General features: G+C 50.1%; 23 protein-coding genes and 2 pseudogenes. 8 read left to right on the top strand and 17 right to left on the bottom strand.

Annotated features, from left to right (window positions below):
- Nucleotides 1-69: 69 nt before the first annotated feature.
- Nucleotides 70-1872 carry a DNA helicase RecQ gene (gene recQ, locus LKH74_RS07845; protein ID WP_287708177.1) on the bottom strand — a complete coding sequence of 601 codons (1803 nt, stop codon included), beginning with the start codon at nt 1870-1872 and terminating at the stop codon, nt 70-72.
- 364 nt (nt 1873-2236) lie between these two features.
- On the opposite strand from recQ, the gene LKH74_RS07840 reads away from it, so the two are divergent.
- The 4 genes from LKH74_RS07840 to LKH74_RS07825 all read left to right on the top strand — a co-directional run bounded on the left by LKH74_RS07840 (nt 2237) and on the right by LKH74_RS07825 (nt 7240).
- A complete protein-coding gene (locus LKH74_RS07840) occupies nt 2237-2677 on the top strand; it encodes a MarR family winged helix-turn-helix transcriptional regulator (protein ID WP_287708175.1) in 441 nt (146 codons plus the stop codon).
- 64 nt (nt 2678-2741) lie between these two features.
- Nucleotides 2742-4118 carry a dihydrolipoyl dehydrogenase family protein gene (locus LKH74_RS07835; RefSeq protein WP_287708174.1) on the top strand — a complete coding sequence of 459 codons (1377 nt, stop codon included), beginning with the start codon at nt 2742-2744 and terminating at the stop codon, nt 4116-4118.
- A gap of 714 nt (nt 4119-4832) precedes the next feature.
- Nucleotides 4833-5570, top strand: a complete 738-nt coding sequence (locus tag LKH74_RS07830; RefSeq protein WP_287708173.1) for an ion channel — start codon at nt 4833-4835, stop codon at nt 5568-5570.
- Nucleotides 5571-5836: 266 nt separating this feature from the next.
- Nucleotides 5837-7240, top strand: a complete 1404-nt coding sequence (locus LKH74_RS07825; protein WP_135367584.1) for a C69 family dipeptidase — start codon at nt 5837-5839, stop codon at nt 7238-7240.
- Nucleotides 7241-7463: 223 nt separating this feature from the next.
- Here LKH74_RS07825 and LKH74_RS07820 read toward each other — a convergent pair whose 3' ends face one another.
- From LKH74_RS07820 to LKH74_RS07785, 8 genes are all read right to left on the bottom strand, one after another.
- Nucleotides 7464-9998, bottom strand: coding sequence for a M1 family metallopeptidase (locus LKH74_RS07820; RefSeq protein WP_287708172.1), 2535 nt, complete (start codon nt 9996-9998; stop codon nt 7464-7466).
- A gap of 76 nt (nt 9999-10074) precedes the next feature.
- Nucleotides 10075-10557: a flavodoxin gene (locus LKH74_RS07815; protein ID WP_287708170.1), complete on the bottom strand. Its 483-nt coding sequence runs from the start codon at nt 10555-10557 to the stop codon at nt 10075-10077.
- A 129-nt stretch (nt 10558-10686) separates the two neighbouring features.
- The gene (locus tag LKH74_RS07810; protein WP_287708169.1) at nt 10687-11097 is read right to left on the bottom strand and encodes a hypothetical protein; all 411 of its coding nucleotides are present in this window, start codon (nt 11095-11097) and stop codon (nt 10687-10689) included.
- A gap of 616 nt (nt 11098-11713) precedes the next feature.
- Complete coding sequence (locus tag LKH74_RS07805; RefSeq protein ID WP_287708168.1) at nt 11714-12172, bottom strand: hypothetical protein; 459 nt, start codon at nt 12170-12172, stop codon at nt 11714-11716.
- A 24-nt stretch (nt 12173-12196) separates the two neighbouring features.
- Nucleotides 12197-12667, bottom strand: a complete 471-nt coding sequence (locus LKH74_RS07800; protein ID WP_287708167.1) for a hypothetical protein — start codon at nt 12665-12667, stop codon at nt 12197-12199.
- Nucleotides 12668-12701: 34 nt separating this feature from the next.
- A complete protein-coding gene (locus LKH74_RS07795) occupies nt 12702-13307 on the bottom strand; it encodes a hypothetical protein (protein ID WP_287708166.1) in 606 nt (201 codons plus the stop codon).
- Nucleotides 13308-13336: 29 nt separating this feature from the next.
- A complete protein-coding gene (locus LKH74_RS07790; protein WP_135367591.1) occupies nt 13337-13915 on the bottom strand; it encodes a hypothetical protein in 579 nt (192 codons plus the stop codon).
- A 23-nt stretch (nt 13916-13938) separates the two neighbouring features.
- The gene (locus tag LKH74_RS07785; RefSeq protein ID WP_287708165.1) at nt 13939-14319 is read right to left on the bottom strand and encodes a hypothetical protein; all 381 of its coding nucleotides are present in this window, start codon (nt 14317-14319) and stop codon (nt 13939-13941) included.
- A gap of 413 nt (nt 14320-14732) precedes the next feature.
- Between LKH74_RS07785 and LKH74_RS07780 the strand changes: the two genes are divergently transcribed.
- Nucleotides 14733-15044, top strand: a complete 312-nt coding sequence (locus LKH74_RS07780) for a helix-turn-helix domain-containing protein (RefSeq protein WP_125576650.1) — start codon at nt 14733-14735, stop codon at nt 15042-15044.
- Nucleotides 15045-15123: 79 nt separating this feature from the next.
- On the opposite strand, the gene LKH74_RS07775 is transcribed toward LKH74_RS07780, so the two are convergent.
- From LKH74_RS07775 to LKH74_RS07765, 3 genes are read right to left on the bottom strand one after another with little or no spacing between them, the layout of a single operon-like run.
- A complete protein-coding gene (locus LKH74_RS07775) occupies nt 15124-15966 on the bottom strand; it encodes a hypothetical protein (protein WP_287708164.1) in 843 nt (280 codons plus the stop codon).
- A gap of 32 nt (nt 15967-15998) precedes the next feature.
- Nucleotides 15999-16430 (bottom strand): hypothetical protein, encoded by a 432-nt coding sequence (locus LKH74_RS07770; protein WP_287708163.1) that lies wholly within the window; start codon nt 16428-16430, stop codon nt 15999-16001.
- 13 nt (nt 16431-16443) lie between these two features.
- On the bottom strand, nt 16444-17007 hold the full coding sequence (locus LKH74_RS07765) for a hypothetical protein (protein WP_287708162.1): 564 nt from the start codon (nt 17005-17007) through the stop codon (nt 16444-16446).
- Between the two features lie 177 nt (nt 17008-17184).
- On the opposite strand from LKH74_RS07765, the gene LKH74_RS07760 reads away from it, so the two are divergent.
- Nucleotides 17185-17496 (top strand): helix-turn-helix domain-containing protein, encoded by a 312-nt coding sequence (locus tag LKH74_RS07760; protein ID WP_135367596.1) that lies wholly within the window; start codon nt 17185-17187, stop codon nt 17494-17496.
- Here the strand turns inward: LKH74_RS07760 and LKH74_RS07755 are convergent.
- Entirely contained in the window at nt 17491-17718 is a 228-nt protein-coding gene (locus LKH74_RS07755; protein WP_135367597.1) for a hypothetical protein, read from the bottom strand. The genes LKH74_RS07760 and LKH74_RS07755 overlap by 6 nt on opposite strands.
- A gap of 371 nt (nt 17719-18089) precedes the next feature.
- Here LKH74_RS07755 and LKH74_RS07750 point away from each other — a divergent pair, with 371 nt between their 5' ends.
- Together LKH74_RS07750 and LKH74_RS07745 are read left to right on the top strand one after the other, a co-directional pair.
- On the top strand, nt 18090-19001 hold the full coding sequence (locus LKH74_RS07750) for a metal ABC transporter solute-binding protein (RefSeq protein WP_287708161.1): 912 nt from the start codon (nt 18090-18092) through the stop codon (nt 18999-19001).
- 114 nt (nt 19002-19115) lie between these two features.
- The gene (locus LKH74_RS07745; protein WP_287708160.1) at nt 19116-19379 is read left to right on the top strand and encodes a hypothetical protein; all 264 of its coding nucleotides are present in this window, start codon (nt 19116-19118) and stop codon (nt 19377-19379) included.
- A gap of 261 nt (nt 19380-19640) precedes the next feature.
- Here LKH74_RS07745 and LKH74_RS07740 read toward each other — a convergent pair whose 3' ends face one another.
- The 4 genes and pseudogenes from LKH74_RS07740 to LKH74_RS07725 all read right to left on the bottom strand — a co-directional run bounded on the left by LKH74_RS07740 (nt 19641) and on the right by LKH74_RS07725 (nt 23662).
- Complete coding sequence (locus LKH74_RS07740; RefSeq protein WP_287708159.1) at nt 19641-22406, bottom strand: DNA methyltransferase; 2766 nt, start codon at nt 22404-22406, stop codon at nt 19641-19643.
- A 121-nt stretch (nt 22407-22527) separates the two neighbouring features.
- Nucleotides 22528-22811: pseudogene (locus LKH74_RS07735) on the bottom strand (helix-turn-helix domain-containing protein).
- Nucleotides 22808-22915: pseudogene (locus LKH74_RS07730) on the bottom strand (type II toxin-antitoxin system RelE/ParE family toxin); the annotation flags it as partial. The pseudogenes LKH74_RS07730 and LKH74_RS07735, both read right to left, overlap by 4 nt.
- 135 nt (nt 22916-23050) lie before the next feature.
- On the bottom strand, nt 23051-23662 hold the full coding sequence (locus LKH74_RS07725; protein WP_135367600.1) for a TetR/AcrR family transcriptional regulator: 612 nt from the start codon (nt 23660-23662) through the stop codon (nt 23051-23053).
- Nucleotides 23663-23748 lie beyond the last annotated feature (86 nt).

Below are 23748 nucleotides of genomic sequence, written 5' to 3'. Positions count from 1 at the left end.
GAATAAAAGGGCTTCAACGTCCTACCGCACTGAGCGGTTAGGCGTTGAAGCCCTTTTGTTTTATAGCTATTAACTCGCCGACTCGTCCGCATCCTGCCCCTTATTCGCCACAAACTCCCGAATAATGGCCATGAAGTCTTCGCCGTACTTGTCCAATTTGCTCTGGCCGACGCCCTTCACGTCAAGGAAAGCTTGATCATCAACGGGGAGGGCCTCACAAATGGCGTGCAGGGTTCTGTCCGAGAAAATAACGAACGGCGGCTTGCCGATAGCTTCGGCCAGGCTACGCCGCAATGCGCGCAGCTGTTCGAAGAGTTCGTCGTCTTCGGGGGCCAGGCGTTTCACTTGGCGGGCCATCTTGCGGAAGACCTGGGTCTCGCCCTTCAGGACTGACCCGCCAGCCGCCGTGACCTTGAGCGTGGGGTATTGGCCGCCCACGCTCGCCAGGTAACCAGCCGCCGTCAAGAAATCGATCAGCTCACCCACGGCCTTTTGGCGCTGGCCACGCATGATGCCGTAGGTCGCCACGTCGTCGAGATGTTGTTCCAAGACACGTTGGTTGTGCGCGCCCGTCAGCACTTGGGCGACCACGGCCTTGCCGTACCGCGACCGCAAGCGAATCACGCAAGACAAAATTTTCTGCGCATCGGTGGTCACGTCTTGAGCTTCACGGTCATCCAGGCAGTTGCTACAACGGCCACACGGCGCCGACTCCTCCCCAAAGTAATGGAGGATAAATTGCTGCAGGCACCCCTGCGTATTGGCGTAGCGGTTCATGACCTGCAATTTCCGGTAGGCGCGCTGGCGGTGTTCCTCATCCATTTCCGATTGGTCGATAAAGAACCGCTGAATTTGCAAGTCAGACGCGCGGTAAAGCAAAATGGCCTCACTAGGTAGGCCGTCCCGCCCCGCCCGACCGGCTTCTTGGTAGTATGCTTCCAGTGTACCGGGCACTTGGGCGTGGATCACGAAGCGCACGTTGCTCTTGTCGATGCCCATCCCAAACGCGTTGGTCGCCACCATGACCTGGACCCGATCATATAAGAAATCTTCTTGATTTTGCCGCCGCACCTCTTCCGCCAATCCCGCGTGGTACGGCGCCACGTCGATGTGGTGGCGCTGCAGCAATTTGGTGACCCGGTCGACTTCCTTGCGGGTACTGGCGTAAATGATGCCCGCCTCACCCGCATTGACCTTGAGGTAATCCAAAATGTAGCGGTCAGTATCCTGATCCTTGACCACCGTTAAGTTCAAATTGTCGCGCGCAAAGCCGGTATTGACCTCGTTGGCCGCGTCGATTCGCAGCTGTTGGCGAATATCGGTCGCCACCTGTTCAGTGGCCGTCGCCGTCAACGCCAACACCTGGGGGTGCGTCGGCAACTGCTCAATGGCGGTACTCAACGCCAGGTAGCTGGGCCGAAAGTCGTGGCCCCATTGCGAAATACAGTGGGCCTCGTCGACCGCCAGCAAGTCGATGGGCAGGCTTGCCAAGGACTGGATAAAGGCAGCCGAATCCAACCGCTCAGGCGCAATATAGAGTAATTTATATTCACCGTTGTGCAGGGCGGCCAGCCGTTCTTGAATGTCCGGCCATTCCAGCGAACTATTGATGAAGGTCGCGGGAATCCCACTATCGTTTAACGCGTCGACCTGATCCTTCATTAAGGAAATCAGAGGCGACACGACCACCGTAATGCCGTCAAAGAGCATCGCGGGGATTTGGTAACACAGGGACTTACCGCCACCCGTGGGCATGATGGCCAGACTGTTCTCCCCGGCCAAGACGTGTTCGATTACTGCCTGTTGCCCTGGTCGAAATGCATCATAGCCAAAGACCTGTTTTAAAACGTGTTGCGCTGCCGTCAGATCCATCGAGTCGCTCCTTAGTCATTTTTTCACTAACTTTTTTCGGGTTGTTCGTGTGCCGACCTTGGTCAGCATACCGCCACACTTGCTTGCCATTTACCACGCCGGTAAGCACGTGTCACCGCCACCCCGAAGTGGCAAAAATCCGAGTTATTTCGGGGATTACTCCCCCACTCGAAAAAATTTTTTAATCATTTTTTGAGCCAATTTAAAAATCTCAATAAGTCTATTCTACTGGCATTCGGGTTCGGTTACAACCGAACAACGTGATAATTAATTTTCACAATCTCGCCCGAATATAGTTGACAGGTGGGATAAATTCGACTATAGTAAATTCCATCGTACACAATTCAATTGGAGGCATGACATTTTGACAGAAGACGACTTAACCTTGGCAAATCAACTTTGCTTCTCAACTTACCACGCCAGCCGCTTGTTGATCAAACTGTATCAGCAAGCACTTCAGCCGTTTTCGCTCACGTATCCCCAGTACCTCGTTTTGCTAGTTCTGTGGGAAAATGATCGATTGCCCCTGCATGAGTTGGGTGATCGGTTGGACTTTGGGAGCAACACCCTGACGCCTTTGCTGAAACGCATGGAACTCAACGGGTGGTTGACGCGTGAAGCGCTCCTGAGTGACCGGCGGCAGTTGATCATTTGCCTGGCCCCCCGGGCCCTGCAACAAAAGCCTGAGATTTTTACGGCCGTGAAAGCCTACGTGGCGCGCCAACCGTTCAATCGGCACGACTATCAAACGGCCCTGCAGCTCAACCAACAGCTCATCACCCAACTCCAACGTTTGTTACCCTAGTCATTTTGCGTTCGTTAAACCAATCGTTCACGACTTAATTTTAGAAAGAGGTTCTCTAACTTATATGACTCAAGAATATGATGTTGCTTTTATCGGGAGTGGTCACGCCAACTGGCACGCCGCTGTCACTTTGAAACAAGCCGGCAAGTCCGTCGTTATCATCGAAAAGGACCTGCTCGGTGGCACCTGCACCAACTACGGCTGTGACGCCAAGATCCTGTTGGACGGCCCGGCCGAACTGCTGGCCCGCTTACGCCGTTACAGCACGGTCGGCGTCGACACCACGGCCCACGTGGATTGGCAACAATTCATGGCCTACAAGCACCAGGTCATCGATCCGTTACCGACCCAAATGGCCGGCATGTTCGACCAACTGGGCATCGACGTCATTCAAGGTAGCGCCATTTTGATGGGCGACCATTTGATTCAGGTGGGCAAGCAGGTCATTCAAGCGACTAACATTGTCTTAGGCACCGGCCAACGGTCCAAACGCTTAGGTATCGTCGGCAAGGAATTTCTCCACGACAGCCGTGAGTTCTTGGACCTGCCCGAACTGCCGCAGCACATCACCTTCATCGGCGCCGGCATCATCACGCTGGAGTTTGCTTCATTAGTCATGGCACTGGGCAGCCAGGTCACGATTCTGGAACACGGCGACCGGGCCGCGCGCGGCTTTGACGCCCAACATGTCGGTAAATTGATCACCCAAATGGAAAACGACGGCGCCACCTTCTACTTCGGCGAGACCGCCCTGGCCGTGGATGTGACCACGGACGGCTACCAGGTCACCACGACCAGCGGCCTTTGCGTTGACACCAATTACGTGGTCGACGCCACCGGTCGCGAAGCCAACGTGACCCACCTGGGCCTGGAAAATGCCGGCATCCACACCAACCACTTCGGTATCGTGGTCGACGACCATTTACGAGCCAACGGCGCTAACATCTACGCCAGTGGCGACGTGGTGGCCAAGCTCCAACCTAAATTGACCCCGACGGCCACCTTTGAATCCAACTACATCGCTGGCCAAATCCTCGGTGACACAGCGCCCATCAGCTACCCGGCCATCCCGAGCGTGCTGTTCGCCCTGCCCCGCTTAGCCCAGGTCGGCGTAACCACGGACCAGGCGGCCGCTCACCCCAGCGACTACCACACCCAAACCATTCCGTTCGGCCAATTGCTCGCGTTCGAATACCAAAACGAAACGACGGCCGAACTGACGGCTGTGCTCAATACCCATAACCAATTGGTGGGTGCGGCCATTTATGGCTTGGATGCGCCTGACCTGATCAACGTCTTGACACTGATCATCGACCAACAGCTGACCGGCACGGCACTGAGTCGACTGATCATGGCCTTTCCCACCCCCACGCAAGGCATCATCGACGCACTATTACCCGCCATGCTGGCACCGCAAGCGGCCGATACGCCTGCTGACTAAATCAAAATTCACTTCAAGGCTTGGACGCTGGTCCGGGCCTTTTTTCGTTGGTCTGACCACACGGTTGGTGCTGGTCGCCTTACCGTTCTTGGCTAAACCAGCTGCCTACGTCAGCCAGGGGTTCCGCTTGCTATGGGGGACACCTCCAGCCTGAGGAGCGGGCTTCCAGTTCGCTTTGAAGCCTTGCCAACCCCGCAAGTCTTCAAAGTCGCCCCACGCTGTAGGCTGAGACAAAACCTCAGCCAACACCGTCGACACAGCTGGCTCCACCCCTACCTGCCTCCGACAAGATTGACCAGTTCAGGCAGCTGTGCACTGCCTAACTAACACCACAGAAGACGTTATCGCTAGTATTCGTCTAAGCAAGAGTGGTTGACAATCACCACCGTAGCCGAGAGTTCGCTAGAGATGCGTTCAGCTGTGGGAGTTCCCTTAGCGGCGCGGTTCATGGCGCTTAGGAAACTGGCAACTTTGAGACGTGGGCTACCGGCTCAAAGTTGAGGTCCAAGACCGCTCTTTGGCTTGGACCGGCGTCCTCAGCGTTCCAACGCATCCCTAGCGAACGGTAAGGCGACCAGTACGATCAGCATCGTCAGCCATCTATGTATCCGCCGTTAATTCAGCCACCGCCAATACCGACGCCTTTGCCACTCACTTACCGCCGCAACCTGGCATACTAGTGTTAAAGACTGGTGATTGACTGGGGGTGCAACGATGTCTCGCCTACACAAATTTTATACTATCAGCGTCGTGGGGCTGGCCCTGACTTCCATTGTCCTGACGATTTTGGACTTTTCGCGGCTGATCGACCTGACCCACCGGCCATGGCTCTTTTACGACCAAGGCATCCTGCTTTTCTTCACTCTCGACTACCTGATTCGACTGGGACGCGCGCCTGACAAACGCCGCTTTTTTCGGCAAAATATCTTCGACTTGCTGGCCATCATCCCCCTCAGCAGCCTCTTCAACTTCTTTCGGCTGGCCCGGCTCACCCAACTTTTCCGCCTGACGCAGCTCTTTCGATTCGTGCGGCTAGTGGGCTTTCTGGGCAAATTGCGGCACGTGCTCAAGCGATTTCTTAAGACCAACGGCTTCATCTATTTGCTCTGGGCGTGCATGGCCATCTTGATTCTGGCGGCCACCCTCTACGCCTACGCCGAACACGTCTCCTGGGGCGAGGCGCTGTGGTGGGCGATTGCGACGACCACGACCGTGGGTTACGGCGACGTGGCCCCGCACACGGTCGTCGGCAAGGTGGCGGCCACGGTGTTGATGCTGGTCGGCATCGGCTTCATCGGCGCACTGACCAGTACCATCACCACCTACTTCGCCAATCGCGAATCCGCCACCGACTACCACCGGCTAGAACAACATCTGGAAAACATCGAGCAGCAAAATCAAGAACTCCGCCAGCTAGTGGAAACGCTCCAAGATCAGGTCAAAAATAAGTAACTAATGGCGTCAAAAATAGTCGTTTTCAGCCTCACAATGCGAACCGGCCGCCTACCATTCGCCCAACATGGGTTGAAACGCTGGGGCGAACGGGCCGAGCCAAGGGACGGTCTCGCCGCCTCGCTTTGAGCCGAGGAGCACGTCTATATCCGCCACATAGCCGAAACGTGCCGGCGTTTTGCCCGAAATCACCACTTCTTGCTGAACTACTTCTCTTCTCCTAGCCGGCAATGATATAATACGGGTTAAAAGGAGTTGCTGTACTTATGGAAAAACGCATTAAAGGTTCATGTACCACTATTTTAGTGGGGAAAAAGGCCTCCATCGATGGCTCCACGATTATTTCGCGGAACGACGATGGTCACGAAGCCCTCGACCCTGAAAAGTTTGTCGTCATCAATCCGGCTGACCAACCACGGCATTATCAATCCGTCATCAGTGGCGTCAAGGTCGAGTTGCCGGACAATCCCCTACGCTACACGTCCATCCCCAATTCAATCTTAACCAACGGGATCTGGCCGGCTGCGGGGATCAACAGTGACAACGTCGCCATGTCTGCGACCGAAACCATCACGACCAATTCGCGCGTCATGGGCATTGACCCCTACGTGGCTGGCGGCTTGGGTGAAGAAGACCTAGTTACCTTGGTGCTGCCTTACATCCACAGCGCCAAGGAAGGGGTCCAACGCCTAGGCAGTTTGCTCGCCCAATACGGGACTTACGAACCTAACGGGATCGCCTTTTCTGACAACAACGAAATTTGGTGGTTAGAAACCATCGGCGGTCACCACTGGGCAGCCAAGCGGATCCCCGACGACGCCTACGTTGTCGCGCCCAACCGGATGAACATCGACGACTTTGATTTCAACGCCGATGACACGCTGGCTTCAGACGACCTCGAGGACCTGATTGCCAAATACAACCTGAACCCCGACTTTGAAGGCGTCAACCTGCGCCACATCTTCGGGAGTGCCACCGATAAGGACACGGTCTACAACAACCCCCGGGCTTGGTTCGGTCAAAAGTACTTCACTCCAGACGTAGAACACGACCCTCAAGATCAAGACCTGCCATTCATTTGCCATGCTAACCGCAAGATTACCATCGAAGACGTGAAATACGTCTTGAGCTCACACTTTGAGAACACCAAGTACGACGTTTACGGTGACGGCTCCGAAGCTGACAAGACCAAGTTCCGGCCAATCGGTATCAACCGGAACCACGATGTGCACATCTTGCAAATCCGTAACAACGTTCCTGACAGCATCGCCGGCATTCACTGGTTAGCCTTTGGCGCCAACACCTTCAACACGGTCGTACCATTCTACGCCAACGTGGACGACACGCCAGCCGCTTACAAGGATGCGGACGGTACCTTCAACTTGAACCACATGTACTGGTTGAGCTGCACCACGGCACTGCTGGGTGACACGGACTACGACCTGTACGTCGACTTCCGCAACACCTTCGCTCTGGAAGCCATGGGCGCTTACCGCAAGATTCAAAACGACACCGATGCCGCAATCGAAAACGGTGCCGACGTGAAGATCTTGAAGGATGCCAACGAAAAATTATCCAACGAATCCTTCACGCGTCAAACCAAGTTACTGGGCGACATGGTGACCTTTGGTTCCGAACACATGAAGTTACGCTACAACTTAAACGACTAATCGTTTGCTTAGTCAATGGCCCATTGGGAGGATCTCTCCTGATGGGCCATTTTTCGCTAGTATGAACTATCGCCTCTGGTCTAGTCAGTATACCCGCTTCACCCCATCGTTGTATAGCAAAATCGTTTTAAGCCGCTACTAGTCTACCATTGCAACGATTTTACAGTACAAAAAGAGAGCTCAGAAATTATTCCAAGCTCTCAATAGACTTATGCGAAGTGATTTAGTCCTTCACCGTTTGGGCCACTGCCGCGTTGACAGCGTCCTTTTCGGCTTCGACCAGGGCCACGCGGGTCGCAATGACCTTGGTGTCCATGTTGATTTCCCGGGTTAAGCCCGGCGTGTTGATCTTCGGTTCAAAGAAGGCCTTGAACTCAGCCAACCGTTCTGGCGTGTGGAAGACTCCGGTCGTCACGGTGATGTACGTGGTGAATTCCATATCGCCACCGACCGTGTCCTCGAGCCATTGCCAGTCGTTGCGGATCCAGTCCCAAGCGGCTTGTTGCCCCTTGTGTGCCAGCACACCGCGGTACCAAGCCCGTAAGTCTTGGGGCTTGATGGTATCAGCATCCTCGAAGACTCCAATCAGCTTGGCCACCAGGTCACTATCTGGCGTGGTTGGCAATGCCGCGGCAATGTCAGCCTTGTAGCTGGCATCGCTGGACTTGCGGTAGTCATTTAGCAATTGGTCAAACAGCGCAGCGGACCCGAAGTTTTCGACTTCGTTGGCCAAAATGTAGACCCGCACCGCCGCCGGTAAACCAGCTAAGTTGTCCTGGTTGGCCGTGAAGATGTCGTGTGCCGCTTGCAAAGTCGCGTCATCCTTGGCATACAGGGCGGCGCTTAAGATCGTTGGCCGGGTCAACTGGTCGTCGTTGCTTTCCCCAGCCCGCGGTAACCAGCCCAACCGGGCGATTTGGTCGCCACTTAATTGGCCAAACAAGGCGCGCAATTGTTGTTCTTCGGCGGAGCCTTCCTTGACGAATTTCTTCAGGTTGGCCGCGACGCCGTAAAGCACGTCGTTGACGATGGCCGAATGGCTGGCCGCAAACCGTGGTAACAACGGCACGATGTCCGCGTAGGAAATTTGTTGGCCTTCCGCTAACAGCCGCAGGTCTTGGAGCAACTGTAATTGGGCGATGGCGTCGAGGTCATCTAAGTGCGCCAAGATGTCTTGCAGCAGGGTATCGTCGTATTTCACGATGAAATGCGAGTTGTTGCCGACGTTCAGACGGAACGGTTCGCCGCTAGCCTGGCGCAGCTCAGCGTAGTCGCCTAACGTGGCGTCAGTATCCGCGAAAATGGCCGGTGCGGCGTCGTAGTTACTGTTCAACGGCACTTGCCATTGCCGGCCGGCATCCTTGCCATCCCCAATAAAGAATTGTTGTTGGTGAATGGTCAATTTGCCGTCCACGACTTGAGCCGAAACCACGGGGTAGCCCGGTTGTTCCAGCCAAGACGTCATGATGGCCCCGACGTCCATGCCAGAAGCGGCACCGAGGGCGGCCCACAGGTCGGCCCCGGTGGCGTTGCCATAGTGGTGGGTGGCGAAATAGTTCTTCAGCCCCGCCCGTAAGGCGTCGTCGCCGATCAAGGCCCGGACCATGACTAACATCCGGGCACCCTTGGCGTAGACGATGGCACTGTCAAAGAGCGCATCAATTTCAGCCGGGTCTTCCACTTGCACGTGGACGGATTGCACGCCATCCGTGGCATCCCGTTGGAGCGCCATGGGAGCTTCGCCCGTCTGGAAGGCTTCCCAGATGTGCCAATCCGGTTCGATGGCGTCGATGGCCACGTATTCCATCATGTTGGCGAAGCTTTCGTTCAACCAGAGGTCGTCCCACCACTTCATGGTGACCAGGTCACCGAACCATTGGTGAGCCAGTTCGTGGGCAATGACCGTGGCCACACGTTGCTTGGTTTCAAAGGCGGTGTTGTCGGGATCTAACAGTAAGTAGGCTTCCCGGTAAGTGACCAGCCCCCAGTTTTCCATGGCCCCGGCAGAAAAGTCCGGTAAGGCCAGTTGCCAAGAATGTGGCAGCGGGTATGGCGTTTGATAAAAGTCTTCATAAAATTCAATCGAACGCTTGGCAATGTCTAAGGCAAAGTCGAGTTCCTTGGCCTGGTGAGCCTTGGTGGCAAACACGCCGACCTGCACGCCACTCTTGGTCGTGGTCAGCTTGCTTTGCAGGTCGCCAAAGGCAAAGGCAATCAGGTAAGAGGACATCCGCACCGTGGTATCGAAGTAGTGGACGCCATTTTCCGTCTTCACCTCGGGCATGTTGCTAATGATGGTCTCGCCCGGCTGTTCGTCGAATTTGATGGCCAGGTCAAACGTGGCCTTGGCCTCAGGTTCATCGACACACGGGAAGGCTTGCCGCGCGGCGGTCGTTTCAAATTGGGTCCCGATTAACTGCTTCTTTTCGCCGTTCAGTTCGTAGTAAGACGGGTAAATGCCCATCATGCTATCGGTCAACGGTGCGCTGAAGTCAATGGCCAGCGTGGTCTCACCGGTCTTGGTCAGTTCGATGTGAATGGCTTCGGTCTCGTCGTCAAAGGTAAATGGCACGGCCTGCCCGTCAGCGGTGACGGCACTGATCGTCATGTATTTTTGGTGAATGGCAATCCCCGTTTCCTTAGCGTCACCGGTGATGGTCGACGTCCCCGAAATTTGCTTGGTTGCCCGATTGATATCGAGAAACACGTTGTAATGTGATGGTTGGAATAATTCATAAAAATGTGTGGATTCTGCCATAGTTTTCTCCTTAAATTCTTAGAATAAACCCATTATACGACAATTAATTCTGCAACGCCACGAATGACGCGGGAAATTACTGATTCCCGGCTTTGAGCCAGGCCTCCACCTCTTGGCCGGTAATCGCGGTCGTAAAGCGGCGGCTGGGCCCCCAATTGATGGCCGGATAAGCCGTCTTCAGCGTCGCCGTGGATTTGGCGATGGGCGTCGACCCCGAGGTGCAGAACTGCCGAACGTCCTTGCAGCGAAACAGTCCGGTCTCCAACAGAGTGTTGATCACGCGCGGCACCTGGCCCCACCAAAGCGGCGAGCCCAGAAAAATGGTGTCCGCCTGGGCAATCAAGCGCTTGTCTGGCACCACGATGCCGGGACGCGACGTGCTGTCGTTGGTCTCCAGCGACGTCCGACTCGTCGCGTCATGCCAGTCCAGGTCAGCTGCCGTATACGGCTGTTCGGCCTGCAGCGCCACCAGCTGGGCCCCGGTCACGGCCGCAATCTTCTGCGCGACCGCCTGCGTGTGTCCGGTATTCGAAAAGTATAAAATCAGTTGTTTTGCCATATAAAATCCCCCTGTGCTTGGATTTTTCTCTCTAGGTCAAGTTTACACCTTGGGTGGGGGATTCTTATAGTAAAAGCGTAGTCAGTTGTCGTAAAGAAAAAGGACTGTGCGCTCACAGTCCCTTGAAAATTACTTAGCGCGATGCAAAAACATATCGCCACCATGTTCCCAACCCAAGTCCAATGTCTTGCCACGAATCGAGAAAAAGTTCCGCTTGGTAAAAAGCGTGTCTCCGCCTAAGAGTGCTGACCCATGACTGTAACTAACCACATGAACCTTATGCGTTTTGTGATCGTACATTTTATCGGGTAAATATCCCTTCATCTGCCACGTCGCGGACTTCTTGTAAACATGCATTTTCAACTTGGGACACCACATATTCTTTTTGACGTGGTGTGGGCTATTGTATTGTGGCTTGATGACCCACGTACCCCGCATTTTCTTGGGCAATACTTTAGTACTGGCATTAGCCGGCACTGTCATGACTGGTCCTAACGTAACTACTGTCAGTAAAATCGTTGCGATTTGTTTCAACTTCATCTGAACCGCTCCTCGGATTATGTATTTGATACATCCTTAGATTACCACGGTACCGGCGATTGTTCTCAGATGAGCGGCCCGCATCTTTCAATTAATCAGGTTGGGTGGTGGTAAACGTCATATGCTGACTTTTTAGCGTTTTACCCTATTGGTGTTCACCTGGCCCAACTGCCGGTGTCCTGCTACTACGCGTGAGGGCAACGGCGTTTGCGCACCAACCAACGCCAACCGTTTTAAGAGCGGTGACAAGAATATTAGACTGTTAGGACGTCCCGTAACTGGCTCACATTACCTCGGGCCGGCCTTTTTTAACCGAAAAAAATCCCGCGGCCGCTTTCTTCAAAGCGATGGCCACGAGATTTTTTCGCTCAAACCAATCTACTTCGGGGTTGCCAAAACCACCGCTGGCTCCTCCGTCTTGTGTGTCGGCAGAATAATCATTTCGCTGTTTTGGGCATCAGTGCGCGATACCACATGCCAGCGTCTGGCGTGTTGTCCGCGCGCAACCGAAGCATATGCTTTCACTTAACGTCCAACCCGCTAATGTTTGGCCTTGGCACTGCCATACGGTAATCTGCTATTTCGGTCTAGCAACCACCATTCAACGTCGATATGGTTACTTCTTATAGAAGTAAGTCCTTTGCGGTGTGCCATCTCCAAAATGATCAAGAAAGACCAGTGCGGTTTTGCCATGATACTTCACTCGCTTGATGGTCTCATTAAAGATACTATTCATGCCATACCAGCCAACGCGCCAAGTGCCCTTTTTCTTTCCTTTTTTGACGCTAAGGTCACTATGATTATAGTAATCCGATTTCTTTTTTCCAGACCACTTTACCAAAGTTCCTTTCTTACCATGATTATTAAACTTATAGTGGTAAACGTACTTGGTAATCTTTAACGTATTCTTCATTTGGGGATCCTCGTTGTCAGCACTTATCCACGTTCCTCTCAACGACTTTGGCATCGTCGTGTAGTGAATCCGTGCTTGCGCCGTGGTCTCCGGAGCGACACTTCCACCCAGCGCCAATCCAGCGGTAACTGCCATCATTGAAACCAACCATTTCATCTTCATCGCTAATACCCCTTTGTCATTTTTCTATTGCTTGTAGTAGTAAATTTTCATCGGTCGCCCATCTAAATAGTGATCAAGCATGACTATTGCTGGTTTACCGTTATGCTTAACCCGCTTGTAAGTCCTTGCCATATCACTGTTCATCTTGTACCAGCTAATCCGCCAACGACCCTTCTTCAGCTTCTTCACATTCAAATCACTGTGATTGTAGAAAGGCGACTTCTTTTTACCAGACCACCTGATCTTAGTGATAGTCTTTCCATTCACCACATACTTATAGTTGTAAACATATTTCGTAGCCTTAATCGTTGTACGATACTTGTATATATCACCGCCAATATTATCCTTTTCTCGGTGGACCCAAGTCCCTCTGAGTGCCTTGGGCATCGTGGTATGGTGAATCTTGGCTTCCGCGGTACTACTAGGCAACGCCAATCCGCCCAACACCAATCCGGCCGCCAGCGCAACCGTTATTGTGACTAACTTTGTTTTCATTTAAATCATCCTCCAAACAAACCCGCTCAACTACTTACTTCCGGACCGGATCTCTCTTCCACAAACTATCATCAGATACCGTCTTAATTCCATGGTACTGCCCCAGCTTGTGCCAGCGTTTTTGACTTCGGTTCATGCCCTTATTCGGGTCAATGTGGTTCCACAACCGCTTTTGCCAAACGGTCATCCGCTTGTTCTTCTTGGAGAACTTCACCTTGTAGCGTTGGTCGGGATAGCCCGAACGCTTCAAGGTCGACTTGATTTGGTAGGTATGCTTGCCCATCTTCTTGTAGGCTGTCGCCGGGTCGCTTTCGTAACGACTGTTGTTGATCAAGACCTCGTCGAATGTGTCCTCATACTTACCGTTCTTGTAGTATGAACGTAAAACGTCGGCGAAGTAGTATTTGTTCTTCCACTTGCCCTTGGTGAGCTTCCCAATTTCAATGTAATTCCGGGAGTAGAGCTGCTTAGCGGACCCAAACTTGGCGCCCTTCTTGCCAGCCCACAACTTATGTTGCCGCACCAACTTGGGTAGCCCTTGATGCCAGGTACTAGCGTCGGCCGTGGTGCCCGTTGCCAGCACCAACGCGCCGAACGTGACGAACATGAGTAGTAACCCCTTGCTTAATTTACGCATCATGATTGTCTCCTCAGTGATTCAGTCTTTTCCTATTTCCGCGTATTCATTGCCGTAAAGACGTTGGCAGCCGCAGAAACTTTGGCAGCTGAATTCGTTGATTCGGCAACAGCCAGATTCTGTTGTTGCAAGGCCAATTGATCGTTTTGGAAATTCTGATTTTCTGCGACGTTAAAGGCTTCCTGCAATGTCGTTGCTCGATTTTCTTGGACTAAATGAATTAAGCGGTCAATCGTCCAGTAACTGTAAAATTCCCGCGGAAAATCTTGCAATCCCGCCAGGTAGTCTGGCTGCGCTTGTTCATTTGCGATTTGTTGATTGACTTGATCGATTTGCGTATTGAGCTTTCCTTGAGCCGCCGAACGCTGCATCCGTAGCCAAATGTAACCACCTAACAAGATTGCCAAAATAATCCCCGCAGCCACAACGTTATCCACCATAAATAAGATAAACAACATGACCACCACGAAAATGTTCCGATGCTTCTTATACTTGTTAAATACCCCATCTGACTGTGTCTGTAAAACATAGATGTCATGGCGCAAGTCCTGAACCTTAGCCGTTAACTGCTGCTTATCCGTCAGGTAACTGATGATTTCTTCCTTTGTCATTTAACCAATCTCCATTCCTTCAATTAATCTGCGCTCTTCGTGTACTTGAATCCCTTAGCCAAGTCTGCCAGACCATCCGCAGAGTCAACGACAAAAGACTTTTTGTCCTTAGCCAACGTTGCGGTCATATTGGTTTCGTTGATCTTCATGGTGAGCTGATCACCCTTTAACTGATATGTACCTTCATTAACCTTTTTATTGCCAGAAAATTCTGTGACCTTACTTCCCTTGAATTCCAGGGTATCGGTCGACTTAGACAATAGGAGGTTCGTCGTGTGCGAGTATTTGCCGCTTAAATGTCGCGGCATCAAAACAATCAATCCTACAATAATCACCAGAACAACGATACCGCCAATCAACCAGCTCTTCTTTAACTTACCATTCTTATCTTTTAAGCCATCCAATTTGTCATCTCCTAATTACTTGCTATGGTCACCTCAAATTTGGCCGCATTAGTCAGTTAAAAAAAGCGGCCAGCGATGACGCCTTTCGTGATACCACACCACTCGTTCTGTCACCGACTAAACTGACCATTTACACTGTCACTATATATTTCACCAATCTATTGCTTAAATGTACGACTGCTCACCCTCGCTTTCGTTACTGAAAACCAGTATTCACACTCAGTGATTAAGACGGCTGTAACCTTTTTTAAGAAGAAAGATTCACCCACTTGTCCTTGACGTTAAAGTACAATTAATACTGGTATTCTATACTGATAATATTAGTAAAGTTTTTCTTAAGTGTCAATATAACGTTTACTTAGTACCAGTATTTTAGGCACGCTTCTCTGCTATTCTGTATCGAGGGTGAACATATGAGCATTGATTTCTTCGGCGAACGGCTAAAAGCTGTCCGTAAATCAAAACGCCTGACACAGTTAGACTTGTCCCAACGATTAGAAGTAAGTAAGGGCACAGTTTCCGCCTATGAACAAGGACTGTCCTACCCCTCGTTGGAGACATTCGTTAAAATCTGTGCAATCTTAGACACTTCTGCTGATTATTTACTGGGGGTCTCCGACAATCTTCCCTTCAAGATGGGCGGACTGACCGACTCACAAGTCGAAAGCATCCTGCAATTTGTTTCACTGATCGAACGGGCTAACGAGATTACCCATGAACAGTGATGATTCATTCATTGCAGCCCAAAAACACGACTACCTTGATGGCGGTCGTGTTTTTTATTGTTGTTCATGGCCTTCTAAACTACTTCACATGCACCGACTTAGTAGCCGTCACCCGGGAAAAATGCCCGTGCGCATAGTGACCAACGGTGGCGCTCACTCGCTTGGCCTTGGGCGCGTAGATCTTCTTGCTGAACTTGTGGGCCTTCAGCTTGACGTAACGCGTCCCCTTGTAGGTCTTGATTTTGGCGTAGTTGGCCTTCTTGCTTAGCTTGACTGTCCCCTTCACTTTCACGTACTTCTTCGAGGCCGTCTTCTTGGCGGTCAGCTTCGTGATTTTACTCTTTGCTCGGGGGACCCCCGTCACCTTATCTGGCCGGATGTCGGCTCTAAAGTATTGCTCAAAGTAATCGCCAAAATTACTAATAACCCCAGAGTCCACCTTGTTTTTACTGATTTGCTGATCAGCGTCATCAAGATAGTCACTAATCTCACTTTGATAGATGGGCTCTAAGCGCCCTTTAAATTGATCATAAAGCATCAGCATCGCGTGATAGTCTTTCTTAAATGCCACGGTGGCCTGTCCTTTACGGCCCAGTTCACTGATAGCATGGGATGACAGCGACTGCATGATCTGGGTGAAATACGCTGACATGGTCCCGCCATACGCGTTCACCGGTTTTGCTGCCATCCGCTTGAAAAATGCCCCATTAATCTGTAGTTTGACTGCCGGACTGGCCTGCTTGACTGCCTGCTTAGCGGCCTTTTCATCAGCCTTAAACATTTGGTAGCTAATCGGCGCGTCCGCCAGATATTCGGCCTGGGCAGTGGTGGTCAACGCGGGCATGGTCGTGGTGACGACCCCGCCGAGTAAGACGCTACTCAGTAGGACGGTCGTAGCTTTGCTGATCCAGTTAAATGACATACTTGTTTCCTCCTAAACTGAAATGGTCTATGTTACTTCTTAATTCTGTGGTAATAGGCTTTGTGTGCGAAGGATTGGGTCTTCGATAGCTTTAACCGGTGATGGCTGAATGTCTTGAGATAATAGTGCACATGCTTGCCGGAACGGGTAATGCTCTTAACTTCATAGAGGTGCGCACTTAGTTTGCGTGCTGGCACCCGCCACATCAGTAGAATTGGCAGCTTCTTCGTAACTTTCTTGTTCGCGTGGTATGTAAAGTATTCATCAGCCATGTAATTTTGGGCAATCCCCAGTTCATGCAAATGGTTGTTGACCTTTTTGGTGCGATAAGTCCCTCTAATCTGCTTGGGCATCTTCTTTTGCCACTTGACTGCGGCATTAGCCGTCACTGGTGCGTTCAGAAAGCCGCCGCCCATCATGACTAAGGTGATAGCGATCACAATTGCAAAAAACTTTTTCTTCATAATTTAATTCCTCCTATAATGATTGATCTTGCGAATCTGAATCAGCAATAAACGTGCCATCCTCACGATAATTAAACGTATAGCCCTCTGGTCCCAGAATCATCAAGTACCGGACACCCCCCAGAATGACAAACCAAATGGCGAAGGCCCATAAAAATACGTGCCCCATAATTTTGAACATAATCTTCATGCCAGCCGCGTCACTCTTGATGGCATTTTTGGTTTCGCCAAAAGATTGTTCTCTCATGTTCGCGTTAATCATGCGGACTGCCCGGAACTGGGCCTTGCGGAAATCAGCAGCCTGCATTTCCGCAACGTTGTCGAAGATTCCCTTGGCCTGCCGCCCATGCTCCCACTCGCGGATGACCAAAAAACCGTTAGCCATGGGGTAAAAGATGGCCGCTTGAATGATAATCAGGTACCAGTAAAATGGCATTTGACCGCCCACAAACATTTCCTTGCTCAGGTAGGCAAAGGCCACGGCCCCAAATATTGAAATGGCGTACCGGGTCACCCAGAAGCGGGCATTTAAGCCAAAGTATAGCTGCTTAAAGATATCCAGTATTTTTTGAATCATCAAAAATCCTCCTTATCATTTTTCACTTACGTTAATATAAGTGATGCTAATCTAAAGTATACCGCAAACAATGATTATTTTCCTTATTATAGACAAAAAGACGTCTTTTAATCTCTGTCAAAGATAAGATTCCTCCATTATGGTTAGCTTTAAGACCACAATAGGAGATAGCCAACCATGCAAAATGTTATTAGTAAACTGGTCCATCAGAAACGACAAGCTTTGGACTTAACCATTGAACAACTAGCTGAACGAGCCGGCGTTTCCGTCAGTTTAATCTCACGAATCGAACGTGGGGAACTGGCCAATATCAGCGTCAACAAGCTGCAGGCGATTGCCACCGCTTTGCACCTCACCCTCGGCGACTTTTTTGCCGATGACCCGTTGACTGGTGCGCACACCTTGGAGCTCATCGCCTATCTCAAATCCCTACCAGAGGCGCAACGCGAGGTCATCGCCGAAAGTATCTTGAAGATTCTCAAGCTATAGCCGATACTTCTGAACAATCAGCTCAGCGACTTCACTGAGTGTCCGGTCCTGCGCATAGGCCTGATACTCGGCCACCAAGTCAATCGTCTGGGTTGGCAACTGAATCTCAAAGATCCGAAATCGGTGATAATCCAGCCGGTGGTCCGTCCCCCGGTCAATCAGAAATTTCAGATCCTGCAAGCGTTGCAGGCGGCTCAACAATGGATTATCCAACTCTTCCATGTGCTCATCACTCCCAAAAAAATAAGCTAGCCCCAACCAAATTGGTTAAAGCTAGCTTACCGCCGTTTTTTAATTAAAAAAAGACTTGTATTCAGGATGAAATTAATTTTGGATATCTAATTAATGGTGCTTATAAATTAATTTTAACATGCCTGTCAAGTCCCCCAAAAGTTTGGATAAAAGGACAGCTACTAGCCGTAAAAATTCGCTAGTCACTGTCCTTTTTTTACGACTAAGGCCGGAGTGGCTTTTCAGGCAGATGCGATTGGAGCTGACTATTATCATTGCAAATTATCCTTGCCAAATGAAAATAACTTCTGTAATATCTAAATAGTAATCATTACTATTTAGATATTAGAGGAGAATTGATGATGTCCCATTTTAAACGATTTCTGTTAACCCCCTTGGCCCTGGGCTTGTTATTACTAGGAGCCACGGCCTGTAGCCCTACCAAGTCGCAGCCAACAACCAGCAAAACTAAACCGATTCACGTGGTAGCCAGTCTGGATTTCTATGGCGAAGTCGCCCGCACTGTTCTCGGTGACCACGGGACTGTGACCACCATTATCAAGAGTTCAGGCATTGACCCCCACGATTTTGAACCCACCCCCAAAGATGCCACCGCAGTCGCTCGCGCCAATGTGGTTCTCGGCAACGGCCTGGGGTATGACGCGTGGCTTTCTAAGCTCGTCAAGAGTCATCACCATCAGGCACAGCTGATTCGCGTGGGTGAAGACGTCATGGATAAAAAGCTAGGGGCCAACGAACACATTTGGTATGACCCCGAAACGATGGCGCGGACGGCAACTTATCTGGCGCGGCAATTTGGCAAACGTGCGCCCCGCTATCGAGCGACTTATCAACGCAACGCCGCGGCCTATATCCGCCGCCTCGCACCGCTGCAGGCGCAAATCAAATCCTTAAAGCAACACAGCCACCAACAACGCGTGGACGTCAGCGAACCCGTCTTCGACTACGCCCTCACGGCACTCGGTTACCGGCGCAACAATCAGCAGTTCGCTCTGGCCATTGAGAACGGCACCGACCCTGCCCCCGCAGCCATTAAGCGCCTGCAGGCGGATCTCCGCCACCACCGCATCGCCTTTCTCGTCAACAATCAGCAGGCCAGCAATAAGACCGTTAAGGCAATGGTCCACCTCGCCAAGCAGGAACAAGTCCCCGTTCTAAACGTGACTGAGACCCTACCACAAGGAAAAACTTACCTGACCTGGATGCAGGGACAGTACCGTCAGCTGGCCGCTATTCAACGACAAGCTAAATAACTCGTCTGAGTGACAAGTAAGTTGCACTCGCAAAAACCACTCACTCTTGAACAGTGAACGGCTTAGGCAGATATCCAAAGACAAGTATACTCAACTGCGAAAGAAAATTACACTATGGATAAAATGCTAATCATGCGCGACTTTGACTGCTCCAAGGTTGGCAACATATTTGAACTAGATGAAGTCACCCCAAAGCCAGCAACAGAAGAACATATCGATGATCCTGATAACAAAGCCATGGACAATGATGACACACCCCGCAAATTTAACACCGATGAAGTTGTCGGCTATAAGTATTCCCTCACTATTCCTGAAGATGAGTACCGCACTAAATCCACTCAAATCACCGCGACCAGTCTCGAATGCCTAAAATCATGAAACATGACAGCGTGAAATGCCGGTTTAGAACCAAACATAGTTAGTTGGCAACCCAATCTAAGGTCGCTGCTGAAGAAGTCAGAAATCTGAGATTTATAAACTTGAATTTCCAAAAACATAGTCAAATAGCCAGCAAAGTGGAGGAAAACTATCCACTTTGCTGGCTATTTTTAGACTTGAATGGTGCTTCTCCAAACAACAATTTAGTTTAGTTTTTTTCAGCAGTCCCAATCTAAGCAGGTAGTCCTTTTTCTCGCAAGTCTATTCGGTCAATTGTCGGTAGCGCTCAAACAACATGGCGACGGTGTCGCTCTCGGTAGTGCCTTTAATTGTCAGCCCATATGCCCGCATAACGGCGCGATCATTATCTTGGTGGGCCTTGCGTAGTTCTGGAACCGTCGCCAACGGATCATAGAGGTCAGCTAAGCTACTATCCGGGTAAAGCTTACGGGCATCCAGAATCCCTTGGGCTGTTTGTTCAATCTTCGACTTTTGCTTATCATCAACTTCTGGCCACGGGAAATTGGCGTACGTCGACGGGGTATAGCGGTAATCACTCTTCATACGCCCAGTAACTGTCCTCATCCATGCCATATGCACATTTGAGGTCATCACGCCAAACATAAATAAATCTGCGTTTGGCACTAGATAAACTGTGTTACTAGCAATAATATCCGGCGTCATCCAGTCAATCGGCACGTAACGTCGGTTTTCACTGGAAACTTCAGGCACAACCAGATAATTAGAATCCGGTTGTCTAATTTGGGTAAACAGTGCCGGAGTCTCCGCCAATGCCTGTACTGATTTCGTCGGACTTTTCCGCCGCATATCCGCCACGGCCGACAAACGGGTCATAATTGGCGGAACGGATCGGAACTTGTTTGGTGCTACATCCTTCAGCCATAAGCAATACCGCTCCAAGTTGTTGATGAAGTCTCTGGAGCCAACATAACGGCGGATATAACTTTCTGTTTGCGGATACTGCTTAATTAACGCCACTCGTTCCGCTGGAGAAAGAATCAAGTTACCCCCATCAACTGGTTTACTCCCCTGCGACATCACTGGAAATTGAGAACCAGACACGCTAATCTTTCGCCGAGGCTGTGGGTAAACATTCGCTCCCGCGGTAAGGTACGCATTGATGTGGTCGACCAGCTTCATCTGACCGCCTTCATACAAGCGCTTTCTCTCCTTGCGTGAGTAACTGGTGAATCCAATGATAACCACATGGACTTGTGCCTTTTCCTTAGCCTCACTACTCCATCGAAATGTCCGGTACGCAAATTGAATCTCAATGCCTTTCTCAAATAGTTTTGGCCAAAGCGTTGGTGCTTGTTCACCTTGCGTGATCGAGTTAGTCGAAACAAAGGCGACTTCAGTCGTTTTACCTTGAATGAAATCTGCCGCTTTGTTGTACCACGCCGCCACATAATCCAGCTTGCCATACTTGGTAAAATCATGGAAAGCAATATCCATATCCGCAGCTTGCGCTCGTGTCCGCTTCTCGTGACCGTAAAATGGTGGATTGCCAATAATATACGTAATTCTGTCGCCGCCGACTACCTTTTCCCAATCAAGACGGATGGCGTTGCCTTCTGTGATGTTGGTATACGTCTTCAATGGTAAGAAGTCCATATTCGCGTAGACAATCGCCGCTGTTTCTTCCATCATCTGCGATTCAGCAATCCAAAGCGCCGTCTTACCGACGGACACAGCAAAGTCATTGATTTCAATACCATAGAATTGTTGAATGGACACCTTAATCAAATCATCATCGATTGCCAGCATGCTTTCGTTCCCATAAATTAAGCTGATAGCCTGATTTTCTAGCTTCCGTAATGACAAGTATGTCTCAGTCAGAAAGTTACCTGAACCACACGCCGGATCAAAGAAATGCAACTTACCAAGCCGGTTTTGAAAATCTGTTGCGCGTTGAATCATGGTCTTGCGTTGCTTAATCTGCTTGATCTCAGTCAGCTCATCTCGGAGACCATCTAGGAACATTGGGTCGATAACCCTGTGAATATTGGCAATCGAGGTATAATGCATACCACCTTCACGCCGCGTATCGGGGTTTAAAGTACTCTCAAACACCGCACCAAAGATTGTTGGGCTGATTTCTGACCAATCAAACTCCTTACTAGACTGATCTAGAATCAAAGCGCGCAGCGAATCAGTAAATTGGGGAATTTCAACCTCTTCATTGGCAAACATACCGCCATTGACATACGGGAACTCTGCCAGTTGTTCTTCCAAGTACGGGTCGCGTTCATCGATCGGTGTGTCCAATACACGAAACAGGTCTATCAAAGCCGTGCGCAGATGCCGCGTCTCAAACTCATTAAGATAATCATGAAACATCCCGTGACGGCCAAAAATACCAGCATCTTCAGCGTACAAGCAAAACACTAGCCGCACAGACAACTCGTTAATACTACGCTGACTACTGGCATTAGTAGGATCACGATACTGCGTGAACAGTTCATCGTAAATCTTACCGACCAACTCACCAGCTTGCATTGAAACTTCCATCTCTTTATCAAGATGCGGATTCAACTGATCGACTATAAAGTCCAAACGGTAATACTCAGTCGGTAAGTCCTTAAGCTGGATCACCGCCGGCTCGCCATTAGGTTGCTCCATGTCGTATACAAAGAACTGGGTGAAGTTACTCGTGATAATCCAGCGCGGTCGCTTGGAGTACGGTAGATTAGCGGAGTATCGTTTTGCTTGCTCAAATGGAGACAGCAAACTGCCGTCAGATTGCCGTATGCCGGCAAACAAGCTTTTGTTTCGGCCTTTCTGTTCAATCAACACTTTGGTTGTGTCAATGAAACCGTCAATAAAGCTGGTGTGATCCAGCATTACTCGGTCTTCAAAACTGATGTACTCACCAGGATTAGGAATATCATAGACAGTCTCCAGCAAGTCCAACCAGAAGGTCTGGCTATCCTGTCGTTCATTACCACGCTTTTGCCAACGCTTGGCAAAAGCCGTAGCAGCTCTTTTTTGATCTACTTCCTTCATGAAACAGCCTCGATTCGTCAGTATTATGTTTCAAGTATCACGTATCAATCATATAAAGAAAAGCGCCAGTCTCGAAAGTTCCGATAGCTGACGCTAACAAACATTGGGACATCTTTACATCTTAAACGAATTCAACTTTGAGCTTTTTCCCCAGCGCAAAGGCAATCTTACTCATGGTGCCAAAACTAGTATTCTGGCCCTGCTCGATCCGTGCAATCGTCGACTGCGGCACATCTGTCCGCTCTGCTAGTTCCCGTTGGGTCAAACCAGCGCGTTCACGCGCGTTCATCAGGCAACCACACGCTCAAGTTTGGCAGATTCGGCATCAAAACCTGCCTTGAATTCAGGGTCTTCAAGTTGTTCAGCAAGATAATCATCAAAAAAGAATGTTCTTTGCCACGTTATTTACCTCCCAAATTATCGTCATATTCTGTCCTGAGTTCTTTGGCATGATTAAGTTCAGCCACCGGCGTCTTCTGAGTCTTCTTCGTGAAACCATGGATAATAACACGCTTGGTGTTAGTTGATTTTCTTCAAGGCATAAACTAGTCGCAAATTAAGTTGAGAACAAGGTTATTCAATAACCAACTAACTGTACCCAATCGCAATGCTGCTGGCACACCGCAACGATTTCACGATGGCAGTTACTGCCCTTTGATGCCTAGCACATCATACGGTGACAGATACAAGGTTCGCATGATTACTTTTGAAAGTTCACTTTGCGACAATGAATCCTCATTGGACAGCCAGGTAAGAATGACTGACATGATGGCATTAGTGACGATACACAACGCATATTTTTGCGGCAAGTCATTTCTAAATTTTGCAGTCCCTTTAACGCGCTTTAGTTCGCTTAAAATTGATTTCTGAAGCAAGGCTGTAATTGCGTTTGCGAAAGCCGGATCACCATTGGGGCCAAAAAGAAAGCTAAGCATTGCTTTGTTCTCAGCCGCAAAAGCAACAATATCTTCTATCACAGGGTACGGTTGACCGGCACTCAAATCTTGATAGTTCATCGTCCCGTCAATGCCAGTATCTAACATCAACTGAAACTTGGAAGAAAGACTATTTTCAACAGTTGTTACCAAATCATCCTTATCCAGGTAGTGTAAATAGAAGGTTCCGCGACTAATACCACTAAGACGGGTTAAATCACTCACCGTAATTTGGTTTAGTGATTTCGTTTTCCCCGCGGTAACCAATGCATTCAAGATAGCTGCATCAGTCTGCGCAATTTGTTCTTGATGGGTTGGCATGTCAACCTCCTTTATTTAATTGACACTTTTCAAATAAATGGGCATAGAATTCAGCAATCTATGTGTTTTAATAATCGTGTAGTTTG

The organism is Levilactobacillus sp. (assembly GCF_022646225.1).
GTDB classification, from domain to species: Bacteria; Bacillota; Bacilli; order Lactobacillales; family Lactobacillaceae; genus Levilactobacillus; species Levilactobacillus suantsaiihabitans.
This window is presented reverse-complemented; position numbering and strand designations above follow the sequence as displayed.